Origin of the sequence: Thiomicrorhabdus sp. Milos-T2 (genome assembly GCF_000702325.1) — a bacterium.
Taxonomy (GTDB): Bacteria; Pseudomonadota; Gammaproteobacteria; order Thiomicrospirales; family Thiomicrospiraceae; genus Thiomicrorhabdus.
Window position 1 is genome coordinate 1,925,751 of record NZ_KL370891.1, and the last position, 24,794, is coordinate 1,950,544.

At 38.2% G+C, this 24,794-nt stretch carries 22 protein-coding genes; 1 reads left to right on the forward strand and 21 read right to left on the reverse strand.

What is annotated here, in order from left to right:
* Positions 1-70: 70 nt before the first annotated feature.
* The 14 genes from ribF to leuS form a co-directional block, all read right to left on the reverse strand.
* Positions 71-1,024 carry a bifunctional riboflavin kinase/FAD synthetase gene (gene ribF, locus BS34_RS0108745; protein WP_029408145.1) on the reverse strand — a complete coding sequence of 318 codons (954 nt, stop codon included), beginning with the start codon at positions 1,022-1,024 and terminating at the stop codon, positions 71-73.
* Between the two features lie 393 nt (positions 1,025-1,417).
* Entirely contained in the window at positions 1,418-2,953 is a 1,536-nt protein-coding gene (gene murJ / locus BS34_RS0108755) for a murein biosynthesis integral membrane protein MurJ (protein WP_038126327.1), read from the reverse strand.
* A gap of 80 nt (positions 2,954-3,033) precedes the next feature.
* On the reverse strand, positions 3,034-3,312 hold the full coding sequence (locus BS34_RS0108760) for a DUF3817 domain-containing protein (protein WP_029408147.1): 279 nt from the start codon (positions 3,310-3,312) through the stop codon (positions 3,034-3,036).
* 183 nt (positions 3,313-3,495) lie between these two features.
* Positions 3,496-3,759: a 30S ribosomal protein S20 gene (rpsT, locus tag BS34_RS0108765; protein WP_029408148.1), complete on the reverse strand. Its 264-nt coding sequence runs from the start codon at positions 3,757-3,759 to the stop codon at positions 3,496-3,498.
* Positions 3,760-4,240: 481 nt separating this feature from the next.
* The gene (locus BS34_RS0108770) at positions 4,241-4,942 is read right to left on the reverse strand and encodes an ABC transporter ATP-binding protein (RefSeq protein ID WP_029408149.1); all 702 of its coding nucleotides are present in this window, start codon (positions 4,940-4,942) and stop codon (positions 4,241-4,243) included.
* 2 nt (positions 4,943-4,944) lie between these two features.
* Positions 4,945-6,090: an ABC transporter permease gene (locus tag BS34_RS0108775; RefSeq protein WP_029408150.1), complete on the reverse strand. Its 1,146-nt coding sequence runs from the start codon at positions 6,088-6,090 to the stop codon at positions 4,945-4,947.
* A complete protein-coding gene (locus tag BS34_RS0108780) occupies positions 6,087-7,229 on the reverse strand; it encodes an efflux RND transporter periplasmic adaptor subunit (protein WP_029408151.1) in 1,143 nt (380 codons plus the stop codon). The genes BS34_RS0108775 and BS34_RS0108780 overlap by 4 nt, the downstream gene beginning before the upstream one ends.
* Before the next feature lie 809 nt (positions 7,230-8,038).
* The gene (gene rlmH, locus BS34_RS0108785) at positions 8,039-8,509 is read right to left on the reverse strand and encodes a 23S rRNA (pseudouridine(1915)-N(3))-methyltransferase RlmH (RefSeq protein WP_029408152.1); all 471 of its coding nucleotides are present in this window, start codon (positions 8,507-8,509) and stop codon (positions 8,039-8,041) included.
* Positions 8,510-8,514: 5 nt separating this feature from the next.
* Positions 8,515-8,883, reverse strand: a complete 369-nt coding sequence (gene rsfS / locus BS34_RS0108790; RefSeq protein WP_369699484.1) for a ribosome silencing factor — start codon at positions 8,881-8,883, stop codon at positions 8,515-8,517.
* A gap of 84 nt (positions 8,884-8,967) precedes the next feature.
* Positions 8,968-9,594, reverse strand: a complete 627-nt coding sequence (gene nadD / locus BS34_RS0108795) for a nicotinate-nucleotide adenylyltransferase (RefSeq protein WP_199774084.1) — start codon at positions 9,592-9,594, stop codon at positions 8,968-8,970.
* A 30-nt stretch (positions 9,595-9,624) separates the two neighbouring features.
* Positions 9,625-10,878 (reverse strand): glutamate-5-semialdehyde dehydrogenase, encoded by a 1,254-nt coding sequence (locus tag BS34_RS0108800; RefSeq protein WP_029408155.1) that lies wholly within the window; start codon positions 10,876-10,878, stop codon positions 9,625-9,627.
* Between the two features lie 625 nt (positions 10,879-11,503).
* Complete coding sequence (gene holA, locus BS34_RS0108805; RefSeq protein ID WP_029408156.1) at positions 11,504-12,532, reverse strand: DNA polymerase III subunit delta; 1,029 nt, start codon at positions 12,530-12,532, stop codon at positions 11,504-11,506.
* Between the two features lie 3 nt (positions 12,533-12,535).
* Positions 12,536-13,084: an LPS-assembly lipoprotein LptE gene (lptE, locus tag BS34_RS0108810; RefSeq protein WP_029408157.1), complete on the reverse strand. Its 549-nt coding sequence runs from the start codon at positions 13,082-13,084 to the stop codon at positions 12,536-12,538.
* 16 nt (positions 13,085-13,100) lie between these two features.
* On the reverse strand, positions 13,101-15,581 hold the full coding sequence (leuS, locus tag BS34_RS0108815) for a leucine--tRNA ligase (RefSeq protein WP_029408158.1): 2,481 nt from the start codon (positions 15,579-15,581) through the stop codon (positions 13,101-13,103).
* Positions 15,582-15,694: 113 nt separating this feature from the next.
* Between leuS and BS34_RS0108820 the strand changes: the two genes are divergently transcribed.
* A complete protein-coding gene (locus BS34_RS0108820) occupies positions 15,695-16,084 on the forward strand; it encodes a zinc ribbon-containing protein (protein WP_029408159.1) in 390 nt (129 codons plus the stop codon).
* 106 nt (positions 16,085-16,190) lie between these two features.
* Here the strand turns inward: BS34_RS0108820 and lnt are convergent, their stop codons facing one another.
* From lnt to BS34_RS0108855, 7 genes are all read right to left on the reverse strand, one after another.
* Positions 16,191-17,720: an apolipoprotein N-acyltransferase gene (gene lnt / locus BS34_RS0108825; RefSeq protein WP_029408160.1), complete on the reverse strand. Its 1,530-nt coding sequence runs from the start codon at positions 17,718-17,720 to the stop codon at positions 16,191-16,193.
* Positions 17,721-17,866: 146 nt separating this feature from the next.
* Positions 17,867-18,757 (reverse strand): HlyC/CorC family transporter, encoded by an 891-nt coding sequence (locus BS34_RS0108830; RefSeq protein ID WP_051640765.1) that lies wholly within the window; start codon positions 18,755-18,757, stop codon positions 17,867-17,869.
* A gap of 563 nt (positions 18,758-19,320) precedes the next feature.
* Positions 19,321-19,794 carry an rRNA maturation RNase YbeY gene (gene ybeY / locus BS34_RS0108835; protein WP_029408162.1) on the reverse strand — a complete coding sequence of 158 codons (474 nt, stop codon included), beginning with the start codon at positions 19,792-19,794 and terminating at the stop codon, positions 19,321-19,323.
* A gap of 21 nt (positions 19,795-19,815) precedes the next feature.
* The gene (locus BS34_RS0108840; protein WP_029408163.1) at positions 19,816-20,805 is read right to left on the reverse strand and encodes a PhoH family protein; all 990 of its coding nucleotides are present in this window, start codon (positions 20,803-20,805) and stop codon (positions 19,816-19,818) included.
* A 120-nt stretch (positions 20,806-20,925) separates the two neighbouring features.
* Positions 20,926-22,341, reverse strand: a complete 1,416-nt coding sequence (gene miaB, locus BS34_RS0108845; protein ID WP_029408164.1) for a tRNA (N6-isopentenyl adenosine(37)-C2)-methylthiotransferase MiaB — start codon at positions 22,339-22,341, stop codon at positions 20,926-20,928.
* Positions 22,342-22,826: 485 nt separating this feature from the next.
* Entirely contained in the window at positions 22,827-23,393 is a 567-nt protein-coding gene (locus tag BS34_RS12640) for a type II secretion system protein (protein WP_029408165.1), read from the reverse strand.
* Positions 23,377-24,678 carry an O-antigen ligase family protein gene (locus BS34_RS0108855; protein WP_158660996.1) on the reverse strand — a complete coding sequence of 434 codons (1,302 nt, stop codon included), beginning with the start codon at positions 24,676-24,678 and terminating at the stop codon, positions 23,377-23,379. Before BS34_RS0108855 ends, BS34_RS12640 begins: the two co-directional genes overlap by 17 nt.
* Positions 24,679-24,794: the final 116 nt, after the last annotated feature.

The window sequence follows — 24,794 nt, forward strand, 5'->3', positions numbered from 1 at the left end:
AATTAAAATTTTAAAATTTATTTAAATCTGTTTTATCTATTAAAGATCTTTGCAAAGGTCTTAATTAGTTTTAATCTATTAGATTAAAGTATTCTTTTGCTTTGTTAGCGTCTTGAGCAATCTGTTTTTTTAAGGCATCTAAGCCGTCAAACTTCATTTCTGGACGAATAAATTGCTCTAAGTTTACTTGCACATGGGAGCCATAGAGGTCTTTATCCCAGTTAAAAAGGTGTACTTCAATTGAAGGTCGTAGGCCATCAACAGTTGGGCGCAACCCCAAATTAGCCACCCCTGGCCAGGCTTTATCTGCAATACCGTCAACACTTACCGAAAATACACCTTGCACCGGCATTTGGGTTCTTTTAGGGTTAAGATTTAATGTTCTAAAACCAATGGTTCGACCAAGTTTTTGGCCATGAATCACGCGTCCATTAAAACTAAAGTTACCGCCAAGTAATGCCTTAGCCTCTACCAAGTTAGGTTGTGGAGTTTCGCTTAAGGCTTGACGAATACGTGTGCTACTAACCCGTTCGGCCTGCACCCCAAAGGTTGGCATATCATTAACACTAAAACCATGTGCATTACCCGCTTGCTGTAAAAAGCTAAAGTCACCTTGGCGTTGCTTACCAAACTTAAAATCATCACCCACAACAAGGTGCTTAATTTTAAGACCATCAATTAATATTTGTTTAACAAATTGCTCAGCCGTTAACCCTGCAAATTTGGCGTTAAAACGCACACACAAAACATAGTCGATATCGGTTTGTTGAAATGCATGCATTTTTTCACGCAAATTCATTAATCTAACAGGGGCTTTTTCGGGGGCAAAAAACTCAATGGGCAATGGTTCAAATATCATAACCACACTAGGTAAACCTAGCATTTTTGCCTTTTGATTTACCGCTTTTAATACCTGCTGATGCCCTAAGTGCACGCCATCAAAATTACCGATAGTTAATACACAGCCTTGTGCAAGTTGGCTTTGAAAACCAGGTAAATTGTGTAAGCCGCGAATTAACTGCATGCGTTCCGTATTCTGTTTAAAATCAAACCGTAAATTATAGCCTATTGAAGACGCTAACTTTTTGTAAATCTTTTAAAAAACCCGTTTTTTCACGCTTAAATTAATTTAATGAGACCTTTGCACGAGATAGGTGCGAAAGAAAAATGAGGAAAAATTTTCCTAATTGAGGCAAAAAATGCTGGGAATAGCTAGCTATTCACAAGTTTTTTAACAAAAATTAGGTGAATTTTTACCATTTTTATTCGTGCATACTCTCTTGCAAAGGTCTCTTTATGAGACCTTTTGGTTTTTAAGTTACCAGGCCTGGTCGTTTTAAACTTCTTGAATTTGCATCACTGAACGATGAATGGCGGCATTACCATCAATATAAATAATCAATATTAACGGGTTTTATTAATTTGTTTTATTCACCAGCTTTCTAGGATTAAGCCCAACTGCCATTAACACCACCGCATAAAGCACAATTGAACCGATTACTAAGCCAAATAACCAAGCTAATCTTAACCACACGTCAAAACTATGCCATAGCTCAACAGATGGAGAAAGCACTACCAAAAAGGCAATTAACACCACATTAGCTAAGCCAACTTGAAGACTTAATTTGCGCCAACCAGCCATAGGTTTAAATACCTGTTGTTTGGTTAAATACCAATAAAGCAGTCCAGAATTCACAAAGGCAGAAACCGTTGTTGCCGCCGCTAATCCAACATGTGCAAAAGGGCCTATTAGAATTAAATTTAAAATGGTATTTGTTACTAAAGCCACCACAGCGACTTTTACAGGGGTTTTCATGTCTTTACGCGCGTAAAAAGCCGGGGCTAAAATTTTAACCAAAATAAAACCTAATAAACCAAATGAGTAAGCCATTAAACTCATACTCGACATGGTCGCATCCTGGGCAGTAAACGCGCCATAATAAAACAGTGTCGTAATCAAAGGTTCTGCCAAAATCAATAACCCTAAGGTAGCCGGTAAGCCAATAACTAACACTAGACGTAATGCACTATCTATATCTTCTTGAAAACCTTGCCAATTTTGATTAGCCGCTTTTTTAGACAGGCCTGGTAACACTACCGTGGCTAAAGCCACACCAAAAACCCCTAAGGGAAACTCCATTAAACGATCAGAATAATACAACCACGAAACAGAACCGGTCACTAAAAATGAAGCCAAAACAGTATCGATTAATAAATTGATTTGTGCAACAGAAACCCCAAATAAAGCTGGTAACATTAAACGTTTAACATCATCAACCCCCGCATCTTTTTGACGTGTTGGATGCGGTAGTAAATCTAACTTGTATAAAAATGGTAGGTGAAAGAGTAACTGCACAACACCAGCAACTAACACCCCCCAAGCCAATGCCATTACCGGTACATCCAATAAAGGCGCAACCCATATTGCAAAGCTAATTAACACTAAGTTTAAAAATACGGGGGTAAACGCAGGTACTGCAAATTGGTTATAAGTATTCATAATGGCAGATGAAAATGCTACCAATGAAATCAACAATAAATAAGGAAAGGTAATCGATAACATATCGGAGGCTAAGGCAAATTTTTCAGGCTCATTCATAAACCCAGGGGCAAAGACCATCATCCATAAAGAGGAACCGAATACCCCAAAAGCCGTCAATAGCAATAATACCCCGCCTAACCTAAAACTAATGGCATTGACTAAATGCTTAACGGCTGCATGACCACGCTTCTCTTTTGCTTCAGCTAAAACCGGAACAAAAGCTTGTGAAAACGCGCCTTCTGCAAATAGTCTTCTAAAAAAATTGGGGATTTTAAAGGCAACAAAAAAGGCATCCGCCCCCATGCTGGCACCAAAATAACGAGCAATAATGACATCACGCACAAACCCTAAAACGCGTGAAATCATGGTCATTCCACCTACGGTTGCCGTGGCTTTAATAATACGTTTCAAAAGCTATTTCCGTTATTGAATCAAGGTTAGAGTAAAAGAGACCTTTGCAAGAGTCGGAGATGTAAAGTTTAAGGAGAGCCTTACGATAAAGGTTTAAGCACTTTACTCTTGTATACAAAGGTACCAAATGGCACTAAAGAAGCAAAAAAACCAAGAAAACCTTTAACTTCAGAAAGATGCCCTTTGCCTACATGATAGAACAAAATAAGATTAAAAGCGATAAACAAACCACCATGCGCACGCCCTACTAGACTCACCGCTTCTGGCATTCCATAGTGATACTTAAGCGGCATCGCCACAAATAACAGCAGCAATAAAGAAGTCCCTTCCAATAATGCCATAAATTTCAAAAACTTCATAAACCTTACCTTTTCCTAGACAATAAAAAACCGGGCAAAACCCGGTTTTCTAATCAATCAATTTATAGCGGATTTTTGTTTCTAAAGTGCGGCTGTTCATGGCTTAAATTGTGAGCTTACAAATGTAAGTGAACAATTTGTAACGCCGAACAGTCGTGCTTCAGGAGCAAAAAGACCTATAAATTAAGCCATCGCTTTGATGCGAGCATTGATTCTGCTTTTTGAACGAGCTGCTTTGTTCTTAGCAATAATGCCTTTACGAGCCATACCATCTAATTTTGACTGAGCTGAACGGAAAGCAACGTTTGCTGCTTCTTTATCACCAGCTTCAATTGCTGCTAGAACTTTTTTAACTGCTGTACGCATGTCTGAACGTTGTGCAACGTTCTTGATACGACTCTTCTCTGCTTGACGTGCGCGCTTTGCTGCTTGTGCTGAATTAGCCATTTTTATTTCTCCCGAAATATTATTTTTACGTGTTAACGATCCGTAGACCTATCATTAACATTTGAGACTATTATATGAGTCAGGGTTGGTATAAAAATGTGGAAAAATTTTTACTGGTTGAGGCAAAAAATGCAGGGAATAGCTAGCTATTCTCAATTTTTTTAACAAAAAGCAGTAAAATTTTAACCATTTTTAGCCAACCAATTGACTCTTATAACAGTCTCAATTAACACAACATTGCTCTATGCGTACACAGAAACAATGACTACGATGTAATAAGAGCGAAGATTATCCACATTTATTAACTTACGGTCAAGTAAATCAATTATTTTATTTTAAAAATAATAACTTACCCGATATCGATAATGTATAGTTTTCCATAAGGCATATCATTCTTAGTAGATTTCATAATCACTAATATTTAGTAAACGATGGCTCATTCTAAAGATTTTGGTCAAGAGATATGTCTGATAGTGAGATATTATTGATTGGAAGTTTCAAACACGACCTTTTTATCTTGAATTTTCATTACTCTATTGCAATATTGCAACATACGATCATCATGCGTAACCATAATAATCGCCACATTCTGCTCTTTGGCAATTTTTTTTAACATCATAACGACATCAGTTGAACGACTCATATCCAGGGCTGCTGTTGGTTCATCTGCCAAGATTATTTCTGGGTTATTCATTAATGCTCTTGCAATTGCAACACGTTGATTTTGCCCACCGCTAAGCTGTGAGGGCATTGCTTCTTCTTTTTCTGCAATATCGAAGTATTGCAACAACTCTCGTGCTTTTTGCTTTGCTTCAGTTTCATTCACTTTATTAGTTTGAGGAAGGAGAATTAGGTTATCCATGATATTCAAAAAAGGGATTAAATAATGTGCCTGAAAAATAAAGCCTATCTTTTCACGACGAATTTTACGCGTCTCTTTCGTAATCCACTTATTATCGTAGACCTTTTGTTCACCTAACCAAATCTTTCCTGCACTTGGAGCATCAACACACCCTAGCATCATTAACAACGTAGTTTTACCTGCACCACTAGGTGCAATAAGGGCAACAAGCTCACCCTTATAAACTTCAAAATTTGCATCATGAATAACATCTACTAAAGTATCGTCTGCACCGAAATGTTTGTTTAAAGATACTACTTTAATTGCTATTTCTTGTTTCATTTTTACCCTCCTACCGCGGCTGAAGGATCTGCATTAATAACCTTTTTGACACCAATAAATGAAGCAATTGTAGACATCAATATAACAATACCAAAAAGAAGCCATGCATCTTGAATCTCAAGCAATACATTTTTAGGGAATTTACTGTAAATCAGATGAGAAAAAATATTACCAAATACAAAAGCTAAAAATCCAAGTAATAATGTTTCTTCAATAATCATTCTAATAATGATTGAATTAGGTAAACCAATTAACTTCATGATTGAAATTTCTTTCATTTTCTCCAAAGTCATCGTATAGATAATTAAGGCAATAATGATGGTAGAAACCCCAACTAAAATTACGGTAAAAAGACCTATTTGTTTTGATGCTTTTTCAACCACAAACTTGGTTAATACATATTCTTGTTGCGCTTTAGTGTAGACACTTTTATGTTGCCAATGTCGGATGTCTGCCGCTACTTTATCTGCATCATAACCTGGTTTAAGTGTGGCAATCACCGCATTAACCAAATGAGAATCCTTATTCACAATACCACGCGCTCTATCAGTTTGAATACGCTTATTGCTATAGGTAAACTGCAATTCCTTTGCATCTTGCAAACTTATATAGACTAATGGGTCCCCACCCGAAGTGACCGTGCCATGGGTAATACCAACAACGGTATAAAAATTACGACCTAATTTAATTTTATCATTAAGTTTATATTGCGTTTTATCACTTACCACAATTTCATAGTGGTTATTATTTAATATTCTGCCAGCAATTAATCTATTCGGGTTTATAGGATTAATGTCACCATAAACATCGTAGCCTATCGCCATAACCCCCAAATGGCTTCCCGCGATAGGGAGCTGAAGATTTTGGAAAGTAATGGCTTCAGATTTATCAATACCTTCTTTACTTTTTATAGTGTATTTTAAGTCTTCGGGTATTCTTGATGCCTCCGCAAATGGGCCTAAAGTATTTTCTTGAACAACCCATAAATCAACATTTAAGTCATTTAAAACGACATTTGCATTGGCAATCATCCCGCGGTACACACCCATCATGATTAATACAATACCAAGCAACATTCCCACACCCATTGCTGTAACAATAAACTTACCGAGTGTATGTTTTATATCTTCTTTAGCTAAATAAATCATAACCAGACTTTCATACCATCAGACAAAGATTTTTTAGTTAAAGACGGTACCAAAATCTGATCCTTTGACGTTAAATTTTTAACACCGACCTCTTTGTTATTTTGGTTTATTATCTCAATCTCCTGAAAATAAGCACGTGAGTCTTTAACCACCCAAACACCAGGTTTTCCAGAATGCTGTACTACCGTATTGACAGGTACCTTTACAATATTTTGATACTGCTTTACCGCAATAACGACCTCTGCTTGTTCATTAATATAGAAAGGTTTCGGTAGCTGATTAAACCTAACATCAACTTCGCGTTCTAAAGTCACCGCATCGCTCATGGCATTTATTTTTTTAACCGTACCGTTAAAAATATGATTTGGTTGAGAACGTAAAGTAATTTTCGCTTTTTGACCAACTTTAATAACAGAACTGATTCGTTCATCAACTTTGGTTTGAACCCAGAGATTTTGGGTATCAACAATTTTAAAGATAGGATTAGCAGGAAGTACATTTTGCGCAACCTCCGCTCCTTTACTGATGACATAGCCATCGATTGGCGCATAAACACGCAATCTATTAAGTTTTATATTTAAGGCATCTTGTTCTTTTTGAATAACTTTTTTTGCAGCTTTTGCCGAAGCAATGTGAGCTGAAGCCGCACTAATCAAAGCATTAATATTATTTAAATCAGCTTTAGATTGATCCAAATCCACTTGAGAAACAAGTTGTTTGTTACGTAATTCAGTCATTCGTTTATAAGTTAATTGTATAAGTTCTTTTTTAGCTTGCTGTGCCTTTAAATCTTCTATGGCGGCTTTAATCTCAAATTTAGACTTTTCTAAGCTGGCATTTAACACAGACAATTGTTCAGGTAAATCAACACCATCCATCACAACAAGAAGTTGGCCTTTTTTAACCCATTGCCCTTCATCGGTATGTAGGGATAAAATTTTACCCCCAGTTTGGGCTGAAATAGTATAGATGTTTTTAGCGCTTACATTTCCAATGCCTTTGACACTAACATTCATATCTCCAACAACAGGATGAACAACTTTGAAGGTACTTTTAGGAATATAAATTTTGTTATAAAAAACAATGGCTGTTGCACCTATAATTGCCACAACAATAATATATTTAATAATTCGTTTCATCTAAAAAGCTTCCTAAACCACTCACAAACATGTATGAATAAAGACCATTACACCCAAGAGCATAAACAAGAAAAAAGGCTAAAATTGATAAATAACTACAACCTGTGTAATTACTTTACTCCTAATATTGTGCATATCTTAGATTAATTTTAATTAACTTAGTTAATTTAGAACATTTTCACGACTAGTGATAACTTTGCACGAGGGAAAGAGAGTGCTAAATAAAAAAGTTATAAAAGATTGTTATTAAAACTCAAAACAAGTATTAACGAGAGGTTCATTTATATTAATCGAGTAGGATTTAACTCAAAGATTAAAAAATCGTTGGTTATACAAACCATGCAAATATAAAAGCGTGGGGGTTTTCTCAAGCTAAGGACTAACAAGCCCAGAGAGAGCATTTTTATTCAGAGTCAAGGCAAATTCTAGCGAAGTTTACTCTAGTAAACGAGTTAGGATTTAACGTAAAGATTAAAAAATCGTTGGTTATACAAACCATGCAAATATAAAAGCGAGGGGGTTTTCTCAAGGTAAGGACAAACAAGCCCAGAGAGAGCATTTTTATTCAGAGTCAAGGCAAATTCTAGCGAAGTTTACTCTAGTAAACGAGTTAGGATTTAACATAAAGATTAAAAAATCGTTGGTTATACAAACCATGCAAATATAAAAGCGAGGGGGTTTTCTCAAGGTAAGGACAAACAAGCCCAGAGAGAGCATTTTTATTCAGAGTCAAGGCAAATTCTAGCGAAGTTTACTCTAGTAAACGAGTTAGGATTTAACGCAGAGGCTGGATAAAAAGGCCTCTCTGGTTATTCGCGATGGTATGGATGGTTGTTTATAACCGAGTAAGCTCGATAAATCTGCTCCGCTACCAAAATTCTTACCATCGGATGAGGCATAGTGAGTTTTGATAAGCCCCACTTCCATTTAGCTTGCTGAATAAGACTTTGCTCTAATCCATCTGGCCCACCCACAACAAGGGCAATATCTTGTCCACTGGCTAACCAATCCTCTAACTTCTCGGCTAACCCTTTCGTGGAGACTTGTTGACCATGTTCATCCAGAACAATTAATTGAGAGCCTTTGGGTATTGCTGCAAGAATTTTTTTGGCTTCTTCTGCTTTATATTTATCGGCAGAACCGGTTTTACCGCGTTGCGCCATTGGCAATTCTACCAATTTAATTGAGCACGATTTAGGAAGGCGTTTAGCGTATTCGGCATACCCTTCCTGAACCCATTTGGGCATTTTTTGCCCAACGGTAATAAAGTGAATAACCATATTTTTTAGTCTGCAACTTGCTCAGTCGATTCTGCCGCTTGCTGATTTTTAATATCCCAAAGCTTCTCTAAAGCGTAGTGTGCTCTGGCACCTTCAGTCATAACATGTACGATGGCATTACCTAAATCAACTAAAACCCAATCAGGCTGAGGACCGGCTTCAACACCAAGAGGTGGTTCACCAGCTTCTTTAAAGGCAAGTTCAACATGAGAACCTAATGCCTTAACATGGGTTGTTGAAGTCCCTGTGGCCACAACCATTAAATCGGCAAAGGAGCTAATTCCCTTTACATCCATGACTTGAATGTCGCGCGCTTTTGAATCTTCTAATGTATTAACAATTAGCGTTTCAATTTGTTTAATATCCATACTCATTGAACTTTGTTGCTCCCTATTCGCTTTGCGAATTTTGCATTTAAAGAGACGTTTTGAACAATTAGAACTTGTGCAAAACGCTTTTTAGTTAGGCTGATATAGCCCGTGTTTATTAATATATTGCATAACACAAGGTGGCAATAAATACTCTGCAGACATTCCTGCTTGTAAGCTTTCTCTAACCAACGTCGAGCTAATATCCAGCTGTGTAACCGACATGTCTCTTATTTGCCCAAACATTTCTGAAAATTCATCAACAAAATACTGTCGATAAATTTCGCCTCCATTGCCCTTCTGAGGAACAGAATCACCAGGCCTGTGCATTACCAAGATATTGGCCAATTCCAGAATATTCTGCCATTCATACCAGCTATCAAACTTAGCAAACGCATCCGTACCCATCATTAAGACTAGTCCGTTATCTGGATATTGCTCTTTTAATAACGCAAGCGTTTCAACCATATAAGATGGCCCGCCTTTATCCATTTCAATGGTATCTAAAACGAATTGAGGTTGATTCTGTATCGCCAGGCGAATCATGTCACTACGTTGCTCGGCCGAAACTTGAGGTTGATTTTTATGCACAGGTTGATAACACGGTACAAAACGTACTTGCTCCAAACCTAATTTTTGCATCACTTCTAAAGCCGGTCTTAAATGGCCGTAATGAACAGGGTCAAATGTACCACCATTAATTCCAATCAACTTCACGCGTTTTTACCTTGATAAAGGTTTTGTGCTTTAATCACGAATTGAACCATCACCTAATACGATATATTTTTGTGAAGTTAAGCCTTCTAAACCAACTGGACCACGAGCATGGAATTTATCAGTACTAATCCCAATTTCTGCGCCTAGACCGTATTCAAAACCATCTGCAAAACGTGTAGAAGCATTAACCATAACAGAACTTGAATCTACCTCAGCTAAAAAACGGCGTGACGTGCTAAAGTTTTCAGTAATAATCGATTCCGTATGCCCTGAGCTAAACTCAGCAATATGGTCCATAGCCTCGTCCACGTCTGCAACCACCTTAATAGATAAAATAGGCGCTAAATACTCAGTAGCCCAATCTTCATCTGTCGCAGGTTTTGCAGAAATAACCGCACAGGTTTTTGCACATCCACGAAGTTCAACCCCTTTTTCGGTGTAAAGTTTTGCCAATTCAGGTAAAACTGCTTGTGCTTGAGATTCTGCAACCAGTAAAGTTTCCATGGCATTACACACACCGTAACGATGGGTTTTAGCATTAAATGCCACCTTAATGGCTTTGTCTTGATTAGCATCGTCATCAATATAAACGTGACAAATCCCATCTAAATGCTTAATAACCGGTACTCTTGCGCCTTCACTAATACGTTCAATTAAGCCTTTACCGCCACGAGGAATAATAACATCCACAAATTCTGGCATGGCAATCAACTCACCCACCGCAGCACGATCAGTCGTTTCAACCACTTGTACAGACGTCTCTGGCAAACCCGCCGCTTTAAGCCCAGTTTGAATACAACTAGCTAAAGCCTGATTTGAAAATTTCGCTTCTGAACCACCACGTAAAATAGCCGCATTACCAGACTTTAAACATAAGGCCGCCGCATCAATGGTTACGTTTGGACGAGATTCATAGATAATCCCCACCACCCCTAAAGGAACACGCATTTTACCAATTTGAACTCCAGATGGACGATAGCTCATATCACTTATTTCGCCAATCGGATCTTGCAATGAAGCAATCTGACGCAAGCCTTCAGCCATCCCAGCAATACCGGAATCGGTAATTGCCAAACGATCTAACATAGCCGCATCTAAACCGTTTGCTTTACCATTAGCTAAGTCTTTAGCATTTTCAGATTTTAATGTTTCAGCTGAAGATTCAATGGCCTCAGCCATCGCTAACAAAGCGGCATTTTTTTGCTTTGTCGTGGCACGAACCAAAGCACGTGACGCTTTACGCGCTTCTTGACCCAACTTTGTCATATACTCTTTTACGTTCATCAACTCACTCTCTTTTTATTTTTACCTAATTTTTTCACCACGAAATCACGAAGACACGAAGTTTTAAAATCAAAATACTTTTACCAGGCCTTTATACCCCCTAGCGGGGTGTGTTATGTTCTGGGGACAACTCCACTATGAGAACCTAGGATAAAAAATAAATTAAATAATTTAAATACTAACCAACCTGTCATGGCTAGCCGCAGGCCTGTCAATCTATTTGTTTACCGTATTAACGGTCTAAAGATTGCCACGTCACTTTGTGACTCGCAATGACAAAAATATTCTTCGTGTCTTCGTGGTTAATGTGTTTTAAACCTAGCGTGCAATTTTCACCACGAAGTCACGAAGGCACGAGTTTTTTTAAATCAAAATACTTTTACCAGGCCTTTATACCCCCCTAGCGGGGTGTGGTATGTTCTTTAGACAACTCAACTTTGTGAACATAGAATAAAAAATAAATTAAATAATTTAAATACTAACCAACCTGTCATTGCGAGCCGCAGGCGCGGCAATCTATTTTTAACGTATTAACGGTCTAAAAATTGCCACGTCACTTTGTGACTCGCAATAACAAAAAATATTCTTCGTGTCTTCGTGCCTTCGTGGTTAATTCTCTTCAAACTTAACGTGCAATTTTTGCTACTAAATCTGACAAACCAAACCAGATTTCTCTATCGTTTAAGGTTGGTTTAATCCCTTTAATCATCATATCTATCTGCAAGGCTTGCTTTAATAGACTTTGCCATTGCTGTAAATCATGACGTTGCATGGCCTTGTTGTATTCACCCTGACGAGACTGCCAAATACGACATTTTTGAAAGGCTTGATTTAATGATATTTGCTGAGTTAATTGTGCTAATTCAATTAACTGTCTTAACTCTTTTGATAATAACCAAAGGACAACAGGTGCTTCAATACCTTCTTGTTGTAGCCTAGATAACATTTGCACACTATATGCTGTATTACCGTTTAACATGGCCGTCGCTAAAGCAAACAATTGATAATGTGCCTGGTCAACAACATGTTCCAAAACATCTTGTGCCGTAATGACCGAACCTGCCGGTAAACTTAAAGAGAGTTTAGTTATTTCTTGGTCAGCGGCTAGTAAATTACCTTCTACCCTATCCGCTAATAAATTAGCGGCTTCGGCTTCTAAAGTTAAACCTTGCTTTTGTGCTTGTTTTTGACACCAACCAGGCAATGCATTACTGGGTACGGGTTTAGCTTGAACAACCAGGCCTGCTGATTCTATTGAAGTTACCCATTTAGATTTAATTTGACGATTGTCTAAACGTTCACACAAAACCACAAGAACAATTTCAGGAGGTAAGGCTTGCACATAAGCGCACCAATCTTGAAAAAACTTGCCGCCATCTCGTCCAGGAGAGCCTTTTGGCATATTAATCAAAATCATGCGGGATTCAGAAAACAGCGAGCCAGCTTGAGTATCCATTTGCAAACTTTGCCAATCAAAATTTGCATCAACATCATAGCTTTCATTAGTCATATAACCTTGGGCGTTCAACTGTTTTTTTAAACCATCTAAGCTATCACGTAAAAACAGTGGTTCTTCACCATAAAGTAAATAGATGGGTTTAACCTCTAAAATACCGCTATTTACTTGGTTTAAAAACGCACTGGCTAAAATCACAAATTACTCGCCTTTTTCAACTTTTACAGCGATTCTAATTCTATTTAATACTTGGCGCGCTAATTCACTACTCATTGACTTTTGAATACTTCGCAACTCACTGTCTGAAGCTAGAACGGCATTAATAATAATGGTTCTATCACGATAGACTTCACTTGTTGCGGAAAGCATCTTCTCTCCTGATTGCAAGTCAATGACTTGAAACGACTGCGACATTTTTAACAATTGAGAAGTGGTATCACCAGAACTCGTTGAGGTAGTGGTGGCTTTATAACCTGTTGGGTTAAGTTGAATTTGCACTTCAGCCGTTTGATCTTCTAAGACGGCAACTTGTGAATTTTTTAATTGTCTTTTTAGCGCCGTAACCAAGTCATCACGCACATTGTTTGAAGCCTGAATTTGCACAGATTTAAAAGGCAATGCACCTGTTGACTCTAGACCACGCAAATGAAAACCACAGCCGGAGAGTTGCAATATTAACAACCCTAACCCACTAAATGTCGCTAGCTTTTTAAACGTCGACTTAAAAATCAAACTTGTGTTACCAATCATAAGCATCCTAGACAACTTAACCTTTTACCACTAGGTTAACCAAACGCCCTGGCACCACAATTTCTTTCACGATGTCTTTACCATCAATAAACTTTAACACCGCATCATCGGCTTTTGCAGCCGCCAAAATTGAGTCTTTATCGGCATCTACCGCAACCTCAATTTTGCCACGTAACTTACCATTGACCTGAACCATTAATTCAATTTCAGACTTAACTAAAGCGGATTCATCTACTTCAGGCCATTGAATATCAACGATGGATGCATCATGTCCTAGCGTATTCCATAAACTCTGTGACATATGTGGAGCCATTGGCGAAAGCATTAACACAACAATTTCTAATGCTTCTTGCATAACACCACGAGCCGCATCAGAATCTTCAGTAAATTTAGAAACCTCATTCATCAACTCCATACACGCTGCAATTGCCGTATTAAAAGTTTGACGACGTCCCATATCATCGGTAACTTTCTGTAAAGTCGCATGCACTTTTAAACGTAAGGCTTTGGCTTCTTTACTCAAGCCATCTGAAGAAGTCGCTGCTTTTACCAGGCCTGCTTCAATATGAGTATGCACTTGTCTCCAAACACGGTTTAAGAAACGATATGCGCCTTCCACCCCTTTATCTGACCACTCTAAACTCTGTTCTGGAGGTGCGGCAAACATAATAAAGAGTCTTACGGTATCGGCACCAAACTTTTCGATTAAACCTTGTGGGTCTACCGTATTACCTTTTGACTTAGACATTTTTGTGCCGTCTAGCAAAACCATTCCTTGCGTCAATAGGTTTTTAAAAGGTTCATCAGACTTAACCAAACCTTGATCACGCATTAACTTATGGAAGAAACGAGCGTAGAGCAAATGCAAAATAGCATGCTCAATACCACCAATATACTGGTCAACCGGTGCCCAGTAGTCAGCACGTTCATCTAACATCGCTTTATCGTTATCTTTTGATGTGTAACGTGCGTGATACCAAGAAGACTCAAAGAACGTATCAAAGGTATCGGTTTCACGCTTAGCTGGGCCACCGCATTGCGGGCAGTCGCAGTTTTTGAAGCTATCCATTTTAGCTAATGGTGAACCAGAACCATCGGGTACAACCTCTTCAGGTAAACGCACCGGAAGTTGGTCTTCTGGAACAGGCAATGCACCACACGCAGGGCAGTAAATAACCGGAATTGGGCAACCCCAATAACGCTGACGAGAAATACCCCAATCACGAAGACGATAGTTGGTCTGTTTTTCGCCTAGCGGCTTATCACCGATTTTCTTGTCACCTAAAACCTTAGCCATTTCATGTAAAGCTTGTTTTGACTTTAAACCATCAAATAGGCCTGAATTAACTAAAATGCCTTTCTCTGTAAAAGCCGCTTCAGAAACATCCGCCATCTCATCTGCACTTGGAGCAATAACCGCTTTAATCTCTAAATCATATTTTTTGGCAAATTCGTAATCACGCTGGTCATGCGCAGGAACAGACATTACCGCACCCGTTCCATAACCCATTAAGACAAAGTTAGCCGCCCAAACGGGCACCACTTCACCGGTAATAGGATGTTGAACACGAATCCCAGTATCTACCCCTTTTTTCTCCATGGTTTCCATATCAGCCTCAGCTGTAGAAACATGTGAACACTCTTCAATAAAGCGTTCTAAAGGTTCGTTATTAACCGCCGCTTTTTGGGATAAAGGGTGATCCGCAGCCACCGCGACATAAGTCACGCCCATTAAGGTATCTGAGCGAGTGGTATAAACGTCTAAGGTTTGATTTTCTTGCCCTTCAATAGGGAACGAAATTTGCAGGCCTGTCGATTTACCAATCCAATTTTTCTGCATGGTTTTAACCTGTTCTGGCCAACCATCCAGTTTATCTAAACCTTCTAACAACTCTTCAGCGTAATCGGTAATACGCAAGAACCACTGGGCAATCTCTTTACGCTCAACCAAAGCACCAGAACGCCAACCTTTACCATCAATGACTTGCTCATTGGCTAAAACCGTCATATCAACCGGATCCCAGTTAACCACTGAGAGCTTTCGATAAACCAAGCCTTCTTCCATTAAACGCGTAAATAACCACTGCTCCCAACGATAATATTCAGGATGACAAGTTGCTACTTCACGAGACCAGTCGTAACCTAAACCTAAAGACTTTAACTGGTTACGCATATAATCAATATTTTCGTAAGTCCATTTTGCCGGCGCTACTTTATGTTGCATTGCCGCATTTTCAGCAGGCAGACCAAACGCATCCCACCCCATAGGTTGTAATACGTTTTTACCTTGCATACGCTGAAAACGAGAAATAACATCACCAATCGTGTAGTTACGAACATGCCCCATATGCAGTCTTCCACTTGGATACGGAAACATAGATAAGCAGTAATACTTCTCTTTACTCTCATCTTCGTTTACCACAAAGGTCTGGTTTTCGTCCCAAGATTTTTGGATATCGGCTTCAAGTTGTTGCGGGTTATACTGTACTTCTGACATGATGTATTTCTTCTACTTCTCAAACAGTGATAGCGAGTCAAAATTGCAACTTGCTAAATAAATTAAATAAGTTCATTATTATAGTTTAAGTAAGTCTAAAACAGGAAAAAAAGATGAGTGAAAATAAAATGCTTAAAGCGTATCGTGCGCTTTTAAATAATGCCAAAGAATTTGTGATTAAAGCAGAAAATAAAAGCTGGGATACTTTAGAAGAAAGCATACAAAAAGCTGAGCAAGCCGATTCTGAACTAGGCGAATTAAGCGCACAAGAATTTAAACAAGTACAAGATGATTTGCAGGCAGATATTAAACAAACTGCCCAATATTTAGCCGACGTAGACCAAGGTATTGAAGAGTTTATCGACATGGATTTACCCGTCCTTGAGCAATATTTAGCCGATAAAGCCTTAAGTTTGGCTGACCCAACAGAGATTACCCTGCTACGCTATCGCCTAGCCGCGGCAATGGATGAGAACCACCCTGTTTTTTCTAAACCTCATTAAGTTTTCCTCATTAAGGTTTAATGTAACGACGAAGTCACTAAGGCAACAAGCTTAATTTTAAAAATTTCATGCCTTTGTGACTTCAGGGTTAATCAAGAACATACAATTAGTTAAATTTACCGCGTTGCAAATAGCGTTTAGCCAATAAAAATCCAAAATACGTAAACAATAAGAATAGAATCGGCATCGTTTTCCATTCGGCATAAAACGTTAGGCCTTCATAGGGTTGCACTTTTCCACGTAAAACACCCTCTTCATAAGCGGGTATTTGTTGCTTAATGTTTCCCTTAATATCCACAATAGCCGTGTACCCAGTATTAGTACTTCTCGCTATTTCACGCCCCAACTCTAAAGCACGCATTTGCACTTCTTGCAATTGCTGAGCTGGCTCAAAAGTATTGGCAAACCAAGCATCGTTACTAACCGTAATAAGGTATTTCGCTTCGGGCAGTTGCCTAGCCAATTCATCACCAAACGCCATCTCATAACAAATACTTAACCCCGCAGGTTGTCCACCCAACATAAGTGGTTTTTGATTAATATCGCCATGAGAAAACGTCGCAAATGGTATATCAAACAAGCCGCTCACAAAAGCAAATGCGCTAGTAAACGGAAAGTACTCACTAAACGGCACTAAATGCTGTTTGTAATAACGTTGTTTTGTATTGTGCATATTAATTAAGGCATTGTAATAATTATCTGAATGAACGCCACCAGCAATCACTCCCACCAAAATATCCGTATTTAGCAATTCTGCATCTTTTATAAAACCTTTTAAAGCGCCTTTTTCAACTACATCAAAGTAAGCTGGAATGGCGGTTTCCGGCCAAACTACTACATCTGCATCCATATTGCGTTTGGTTAATCCAATATAGGTTTTTAAGGTTGGATAAAATTCATCAGGTAACCATTTTTTATCTTGCGGGATATTCCCCTGAATTAACGCAACTTCTAATGGCTTATCAATAGGCTTAACCCATTCCACATTTTGTAAAAGACCGCCAATCGACCAAACTAAACATAATGAGATACTCGCAACCACCCAGTTCTTTTGCTTAAACAACCACAACAGCAGCCCCGCCGATATCGCCACCGCCCATGACATTCCCCAAACACCAAATACTGGGGCATAGCCATCCAGCCAAGTGTGTAAATGCGTGGTTCCACTAATTAAAAATGGAAAACCGCCAAAAATAGTCGATCGAAACAATTCTAATAACACCCAAACAGCAGGAAATAAAAGGGTTAATACCAGGCCTGGTTGTTTCGAGTTTTTAAAATGCTGTGCAACCCAACCGCCTAACGCAACCGAGAGCGATAAAAACAATACAAATCCAGCGGTAAGCAAAACAGCAACGGGCAACACAACGCCTGAATAGAGATACATACTTGAAAGCAGCCAACTAACCCCTAAACCAAATTGCCCAAGACCAAACCATAAACCAATTTTTGCACCATCAAATCGCGATTCAGCATCCAACCACAGCATAAATAAACCAGCTATTGAAGCCAACATAATTGGAGGAATTTCAAAAGGCGCAAACGCAAACACACTCATTGCACCTAATAAAAGTGCAATCAAATGTGTTTTTTGTGGGAGGAATATATTTTTTAAGAATTGGGCAACTGGTTTCAAAACCGTTTCCTTTGCTGGGTAATTTTGACTAGATTGGGTTTAATTAGGTTTGATTTAGTTTTATTAAATCTGCAAACGGTCTTAATGATCATAAATAATAAATCACTAAGCGCTAATCCCGTTTGCTAGAAAGGTCTCTATCAGTTTTAAAGCGAATTGGGATGATTTTCAATAATGTCTTGTGATTGCTCTTTGTTCACTTCAATCATTGAATCTTCAATCGGTTTAACCTCAAAAACTTCTGCACGTCTATCGGTAGCTTTTAGTACTTTAAAACACAAACCATGAGTTTCTAACGTTTCGCCAACTCGAGGAACATGACCCAATTCTGTACCAACAAAACCACCTACTGTCTCAGTACTTTCGGTTTCCAGGTTAACTTTAAAGAAATGGTTAAACTCTTCTAAGGTCGCCAATGCCTGCACTGAAAAGGACTCGCCAGCGCGTTTTTGAATATTGGCATCTTCTTCAATATCGTGTTCATCTTCAATATCGCCAACAATTTGTTCCAGAACATCTTCAATAGTGACCAGGCCTGCTAACTCTGCATACTCATCAACCACTAAAGCTAAGTGGTTACGGCTAGTTTTAATTTCACGAAGCAGCACATTTAAGCGCTTACTTTCTGGAATAAAAATAGGTTTGCGATAAATTTTTTGTAAATCTTCTTTGCTATTTAACTCGCCTTTAACTACAGCACGCAGCACATCTTTGGCAAGTAAAATACCCACAATTTCTTTTCCCTGAATAACAGGGTAACGAGAGTGTGAACTCTCAAGCATAGTTTCTAAAATAGACTCTAAAGTTTCTGTCTCATCAATAAGTTCAATCTGCAAACGAGGAATCATAATGTCACGAACACGAGATTCAGAGACATCCAAGACCCCCTCAATCATCAATAAAGCATCCGCATCAATCACACCTTGTGATTGTGACTCTTTTAAAACGGTTACAAGCTCTTCTCGACTCTCCGGTTCATCTGAAAATACTTTTCCAAGACGCTCTAACCACGAAGAGCCGCTACTACTGTCACTCATTTCTTTTTTTTCATCCTTTTTTTACATAGAGACCTTTGCACGAGAGTATGTACGAGTAAAAATGGTTAAAATTCACCCGATTTTTGTTGAAAAACTTGCGAATAGCTAGCTATTCCCTACGTTTTCCGCCGCAATCAGGTAAATTTTCCCTCATTTTTATTTCGCACCTATCTCGTGCAAAGGTCTCACATATCTGGTTTTTACCACGAAGACACAAAGTCACGAAGCATTAAATTTATTATTTTAAATAAGTCTAGTTTTATACAACCACATTGAAAAACAACCAGGCCTGGTAACTCCAAGCCTTGCAGGTACATCCATACAAACGTCCATACAAACTGTTATACCCAAACTCCACTGTCACACCCAAAGCAATGGGCAATGGGCACTAGCCAAAGCAAAAGGCATTAACCAAAGCAAACGTCACTATCCAAAGCAACCGTCATTATCCAGCTTGACTGGATAATCTTTAATCAATCCAAACAGATTCCCGTGTCAAGCACGGGAATGACGTTATGTGATAGTGTTTAATCTTCTACTGAGTCTTCTACTGAATCTTCCACTTAACTTTCTTGATAAGGGTTTTCATACCCTAAAGATTGCATAATTTCTATTTCAAGGCCTTCCATCTCTTCAGCATCATACTCATCTATATGGTCATAGCCTTGTAAATGCAAGGTACCGTGCACAATCATATGTGCCCAATGCTCTTCTAAGGATTTATTTTGGACTTTAGCTTCTTCAGCAACGACCTCTGCACAAATGACTAAATCGCCTAAATACGGAAGTTCTTCACCAATATCTACCAGGCCTGGTGGTTGTTCAAATTCAAAAGACAAAACATTGGTTGGCTTATCTTTATTACGATAATCCGCATTAAGCTGTTGGCTTTCTTGTTTATCTACAATTCTAATTGTCATCTCAACGGGTTCAAAAGAACGTGGTTCTAAAACACTTGCATGTACCCACTTTTGGCATTGTTCAATAGTTGGAATAGACTGCTCATCTATTCCCCACTGCAAATCAATATCAATCATCTTAGTGCACCCCGTTGGTTGTTAATTAGAAGACAGGTTATCTTTATGACGCTCTAGCTTACGATCATATTTATCGTAAGCCCTAACTATTTTTTGCACCAAAGAGTGGCGAACAACATCATGAGCTTGATAAAACGTAAAACCAATTCCATCAACGCCATCAAGCACTTCAATAACATGACGCAAGCCCGATTTTTGATGTTTAGGTAAATCACACTGCGTGATATCGCCGGTAATCACCGCAGTTGATCCAAAACCAATACGAGTTAAAAACATTTTCATCTGTTCAACAGTGGTATTTTGCGCTTCATCCAAAATAATAAACGAATCATTTAAGGTTCTACCGCGCATAAACGCTAAAGGGGCAACTTCAATCACGTTTTTTTCCATTAAACGCTCAACCGTTTCAAAGCCCATCATTTCAAACAAAGCATCAAATAGCGGACGTAAATAAGGGTCTACCTTTTGGCTTAAATCACCCGGTAAAAAGCCTAATTTTTCACCGGCTTCTACCGCTGGGCGAGTAAGAATAATTCTGCGAACTTTTTCATTTTCTAAAGCTTCAACCGCACAAGCGACGGCCAAATAAGTTTTACCGGTTCCCGCTGGGCCAATACCAAAGTTTACATCGTAAGACTGAATTGCCTCAATATAATTAGCTTGGTTAGGGTTACGGGTTTTAATGGTCTTGCGACGTGTTTTGACCAAAATCTGTTCGCTATCCAGCGTTTTTTCTTGATCTAAACCAAACTCATGTAAAAACAAATGCACCTTATCTGGCGATAATGTTTCATGATTAGTCTCTTCATAGAGGTCTCTAATTAACTGCTCAGCTTGCACGGTACGGTTTTCTATACCGGTTACTGAAACCTGAAAACCACGAGAATTAATTTCAACCCCTAAACGCAGCTCGACTTGATCAAAATGCTCATTGCGCCAACCACATAAATTTTGTAAACGCTCGTTATCTTCAGGGTACAGTGAAAATTGAATAGTATGTAATGCTGGCAAATTGAGCCTCTAGGTCAAGATGAAATATATTTGTGTATATCAATAAACAATTAAATCATAATAAAAAAACCAACAAGATGTTGGTTTAATTAATTTTTTATTAATTTGAGATAATGAATTCTAATTAAGAGAATGATACTGCGGCGCGACATGCCTATCTGCTTCTGGCGTTGCCACGAGCTTACCGCGTAAAGAATTTGTTAAGGCCTCAGTAATTTCAACGTCTACAAACTGGCCAATTAACTCAGGCGAACCTTCAAAGTTCACGACACGGTTATTTTCAGTTCGCCCAGCTACTTCACTAAATGAGTTACGTGATAAACGCTCAACCAACACACGTTGAAGGGTACCAATCATGCCCTCACTAATAGCTAGAGTTTGCTTATTCAAGACTTCTTGCAACATAAACAAGCGACGTTTTTTCTTTTCCATCGGCTCATCATCCGGGAACCCTGCCGCAGGTGTACCTGGGCGTTCGCTGTAAATAAAGCTAAACGAGCGGTCATAACCTAACTCTTCCACCAACGCTAAAGTCTCTTTAAAGTCATCGCAAGTTTCCCCTGGAAAACCAATAATGAAGTCACCCGATAAACATAAGTTTGGACGTAATGCACGTACTTTACGAATGGTAGACTTATATTCTAAAACCATATGATTACGCTTCATCATTGCCAATACTTTATCTGAACCAGACTGAACCGGCAGGTGTAAATGAGAAACTAGCTCAGGAATTTCACCATAACAATCAATAATACTTTGTGTCATTTCATTAGGATGAGAAGTGGTAAAACGAATACGATCAATCCCTGGAATGGTGCGTACAGCATGCATTAAAATTGCTAAATCGGCAATTTCTCCATCCGCCATTAAGCCGCGATACGCATTCACATTTTGACCCAACAAATTCACCTCACGCACACCTTGTTCAGCCAAAGTGCGAATTTCGTGCATCACATCCTCAAATGGACGGCTTACCTCTTCACCACGGGTATAAGGCACCACGCAGAAAGTGCAATATTTAGAACAACCTTCCATGATTGACACCATCGCCGAGACACCATTTACCTCTGGCTCAGGCAAATTATCAAACTTCTCAATTTCAGGGAAAGAGATATCAATAACAGCTTTTTTCTTTTTGATAGAGTCATCACCACGAACACGCAATGCTTCATCAATCATCGTTGGCAAGCGGTGCAAAGTTTGCGGGCCAAAAATCACATCCACACTGGGCGCACGCTGACGAATCACTTTACCCTCTTGAGAGGCTACACAACCGCCTACACCAATCACACGGTTTGGCTTTTTCGCTTTCCATTTTGTCCAGCGACCCAATTCAGAAAACACCTTCTCCTGAGCTTTCTCACGAACCGAACAGGTATTCATCAAAACCACATCCGCTTCCTCTGGTTCTGTGACCAGCTTCAAGCCATACGTTTTTTCCAACAGACTCGCCATCTTGTCAGAATCATACTCGTTCATCTGACAACCATAAGTAATCACATAAAGACCGCCGGTAAAAGGAGTAGTTTGAGGCATAGAAATTCCATAACAATAAAAGGGTAAATAAAACAGTAAAATTGAATCTATGTCACTGAATATACAGAAATTTTAATAGAAACAATCAAGGGCGCGTATTCTAACATAGAGAAAGAATAAAAAGAAAACTTGTGGTTAAAATAGAATTACCAGGCCTTTAATCCCTTTGCAGGGTGCTGTAATCATTAAAACATCTTAAATCATCATTCCCATGTCTGAGCAGAGAACCTTATATGGCAATGAGAGATTAACCAGTCAAGCTGGATAATGACGTTTGTTTTTGAGCTCTTAGCCTTAATCAACAGAATCACAACATTCATTTTTTCAATTAAACAGCCATGCCTTTATACCCCTTGCGGGCTGTGGCAATCATTACCCCCCCCTCTCGTCATTCCCTGGCTTGTCCAGGGAATCTTACTAGCCACCAATAGAGGACTTGTTACAAAATGTACTTTTTATAAAGATGGTTAAAAATCAAATAAAAATTAAATTTGTAAACACATAGTATGAGTTTGGGCAGTATCAAAGTCAGAATCAGAACGGATAGTACCCGTATTCCATGCACCATCGTCAAGAGAAATATCAAACTGTCTAGCGTTATCTTTTTTTAACAATGTAATACATACTTGGTTTTTACCCAAAATAGTACCTGTCAACAACCCAACTGAACCACTGGTTGGTAAAAACGTTGCAAAATAAATTCCAGAATCCACTAATGATGAAACAGGTTTAGGGTTTTTTATAAAACCTTGATCAAACAAATCCTGAAAAAAAGTACCATCATCCACACCAACAGCATCATAATCAATAAACTGATCAAACGCAGTACCATTGCCGGGATAATCACCAAGCCGACTATAATAGCCATAATATGCGGTTTGAAATGATTGTAAATCATTTATTAAACGGTTTACTTTGGCATTTTCAACCATTGCTACGGCTTTAAAAGCACCCCCAACTAATAATGAAATAATCAATAAAACTATTGATAATTCTACTAATGTAAAGCCTTTACTTCTTTTTACATTCAAAATATTACTTGTTTGCAGCATTGTTATTTAACTTTCCTAACGTTAGTGCTTTTAATAATCTTTCTTTATCTACATCTTCTGAATAAGCATTTTTCTCAGACCATAAAACATATTGGTTTATATCATATTTATTACCTTGTTCAATCGCTTTATCAAACATTCGGTTCATTTCTTGACGTATAAAAGGTCGAGTTAAAGGATTTTTAGAAGCAAAGTAAAAATAACCATTTGACTCTTTTCCAGCATACTCAGACTGCTTATGTAAGAAAAGTCTTTTCTGATAATAATAAATCTCTTCAATTGAGTTAAACATAGAATAAGCTAATAGACTTGTAAGTGAAAAATACCCAATAATAATTGGCAATAAGCTAATTTTTATCACTTTTGATTTATCAACGTGGAATGAATAGCTTTTAACTCTCGTGCTTCCAAAAGCCAAAAGAATGAGAAATAGAAATAAATGTAAGCTTGATAAAATAAACGGAAAAGACAATTGGGAATGAATCACAATAGGTATTAGTAAAAATAATGCAATAATTTTACGCTTATTATTGAACAAGCCTTTAATATAAAAGTAGATAAAAGCAATTACTAAAATTAATGTGATTACACCTGATTGCAGCATCCAAAACAGCAGTTCATTATGCGGGTGAGTTATATTACCTAAAATAGCTTTCAATTCAGGTGATGGAGTTAAATGACTATAAAATTGCACCATCACTGGATCATAATTACCGATACCGTAACCTAAAAAAGGTGACTGCATAAAGAGCTTAATAGCTGAGATATACAAATCCATACGCACATCATTGCCCGCAGCCACTCTTTCAAATTTGCTTAAAACGGTTGAACTTACGGCAGTTGAATCTACTACTGTATATTGCAAAATAAGAGAGGTTAACAATGCCGTTAAACCAGCAATTAATAACCAAACAAGAAAATAGCCAAACCTGGGTTTTATCACTCTAAAGTTTACTATTAAAAAAGTGACCAAACCGCCTATTAATGCAACCAAACCAGCCCTTGACTCCGTTAAGAAAAAGACTGTAAATATAAACATTGACAAAAATAATAGAAAAAATCGGGTTTTAGACGTAACCAAAACTTTAGATTTAATGGTTATTAAATATAAGACAGCCAATAATGAAACCGCCAAGAAGGAAGACATCATATTAACTTGTTGAAAAGAGCCTGTAGGCCGACCATTTATGGCAAAGGGCTCATAGCCAAAAAGAATATAAAAAATCTGTTGATGGTCAAAATACTGAATTAATCCAATTGCAGCTTGTAAAACGCCTAAAACCACAATAAAAAAAAGCAATTTATTAAAGATTTTAACGGTTAATAAAAACTGAAATAAGGCCAAAAAAAACAACCAGACATTGAGTAAAAGTAAAAAGTAAAACAACAGCTCTTGATAAT

Bases quoted from the DNA above. Each gene is read 5' to 3' on its own strand.
- ribF (WP_029408145.1), bottom strand. From the start codon at position 1,024: ATGCAGTTAATTCGCGGCTTACACAATTTACCTGGTTTTCAAAGCCAA.
- BS34_RS0108760 (WP_029408147.1), bottom strand. From the start codon at position 3,312: ATGAAGTTTTTGAAATTTATGGCATTATTGGAAGGGACTTCTTTATTG.
- rpsT (WP_029408148.1), bottom strand. From the start codon at position 3,759: ATGGCTAATTCAGCACAAGCAGCAAAGCGCGCACGTCAAGCAGAGAAG.
- BS34_RS0108770 (WP_029408149.1), bottom strand. From the start codon at position 4,942: ATGAAACAAGAAATAGCAATTAAAGTAGTATCTTTAAACAAACATTTC.
- BS34_RS0108775 (WP_029408150.1), bottom strand. From the start codon at position 6,090: ATGATTTATTTAGCTAAAGAAGATATAAAACATACACTCGGTAAGTTT.
- BS34_RS0108780 (WP_029408151.1), bottom strand. From the start codon at position 7,229: ATGAAACGAATTATTAAATATATTATTGTTGTGGCAATTATAGGTGCA.
- rlmH (WP_029408152.1), bottom strand. From the start codon at position 8,509: ATGGTTATTCACTTTATTACCGTTGGGCAAAAAATGCCCAAATGGGTT.
- rsfS (WP_369699484.1), bottom strand. From the start codon at position 8,883: ATGAGTATGGATATTAAACAAATTGAAACGCTAATTGTTAATACATTA.
- BS34_RS0108800 (WP_029408155.1), bottom strand. From the start codon at position 10,878: ATGAACGTAAAAGAGTATATGACAAAGTTGGGTCAAGAAGCGCGTAAA.
- lptE (WP_029408157.1), bottom strand. From the start codon at position 13,084: ATGATTGGTAACACAAGTTTGATTTTTAAGTCGACGTTTAAAAAGCTA.
- leuS (WP_029408158.1), bottom strand. From the start codon at position 15,581: ATGTCAGAAGTACAGTATAACCCGCAACAACTTGAAGCCGATATCCAA.
- BS34_RS0108820 (WP_029408159.1), top strand. From the start codon at position 15,695: ATGAGTGAAAATAAAATGCTTAAAGCGTATCGTGCGCTTTTAAATAAT.
- BS34_RS0108830 (WP_051640765.1), bottom strand. From the start codon at position 18,757: ATGAGTGACAGTAGTAGCGGCTCTTCGTGGTTAGAGCGTCTTGGAAAA.
- ybeY (WP_029408162.1), bottom strand. From the start codon at position 19,794: ATGATTGATATTGATTTGCAGTGGGGAATAGATGAGCAGTCTATTCCA.
- miaB (WP_029408164.1), bottom strand. From the start codon at position 22,341: ATGCCTCAAACTACTCCTTTTACCGGCGGTCTTTATGTGATTACTTAT.
- BS34_RS12640 (WP_029408165.1), bottom strand. From the start codon at position 23,393: ATGCTGCAAACAAGTAATATTTTGAATGTAAAAAGAAGTAAAGGCTTT.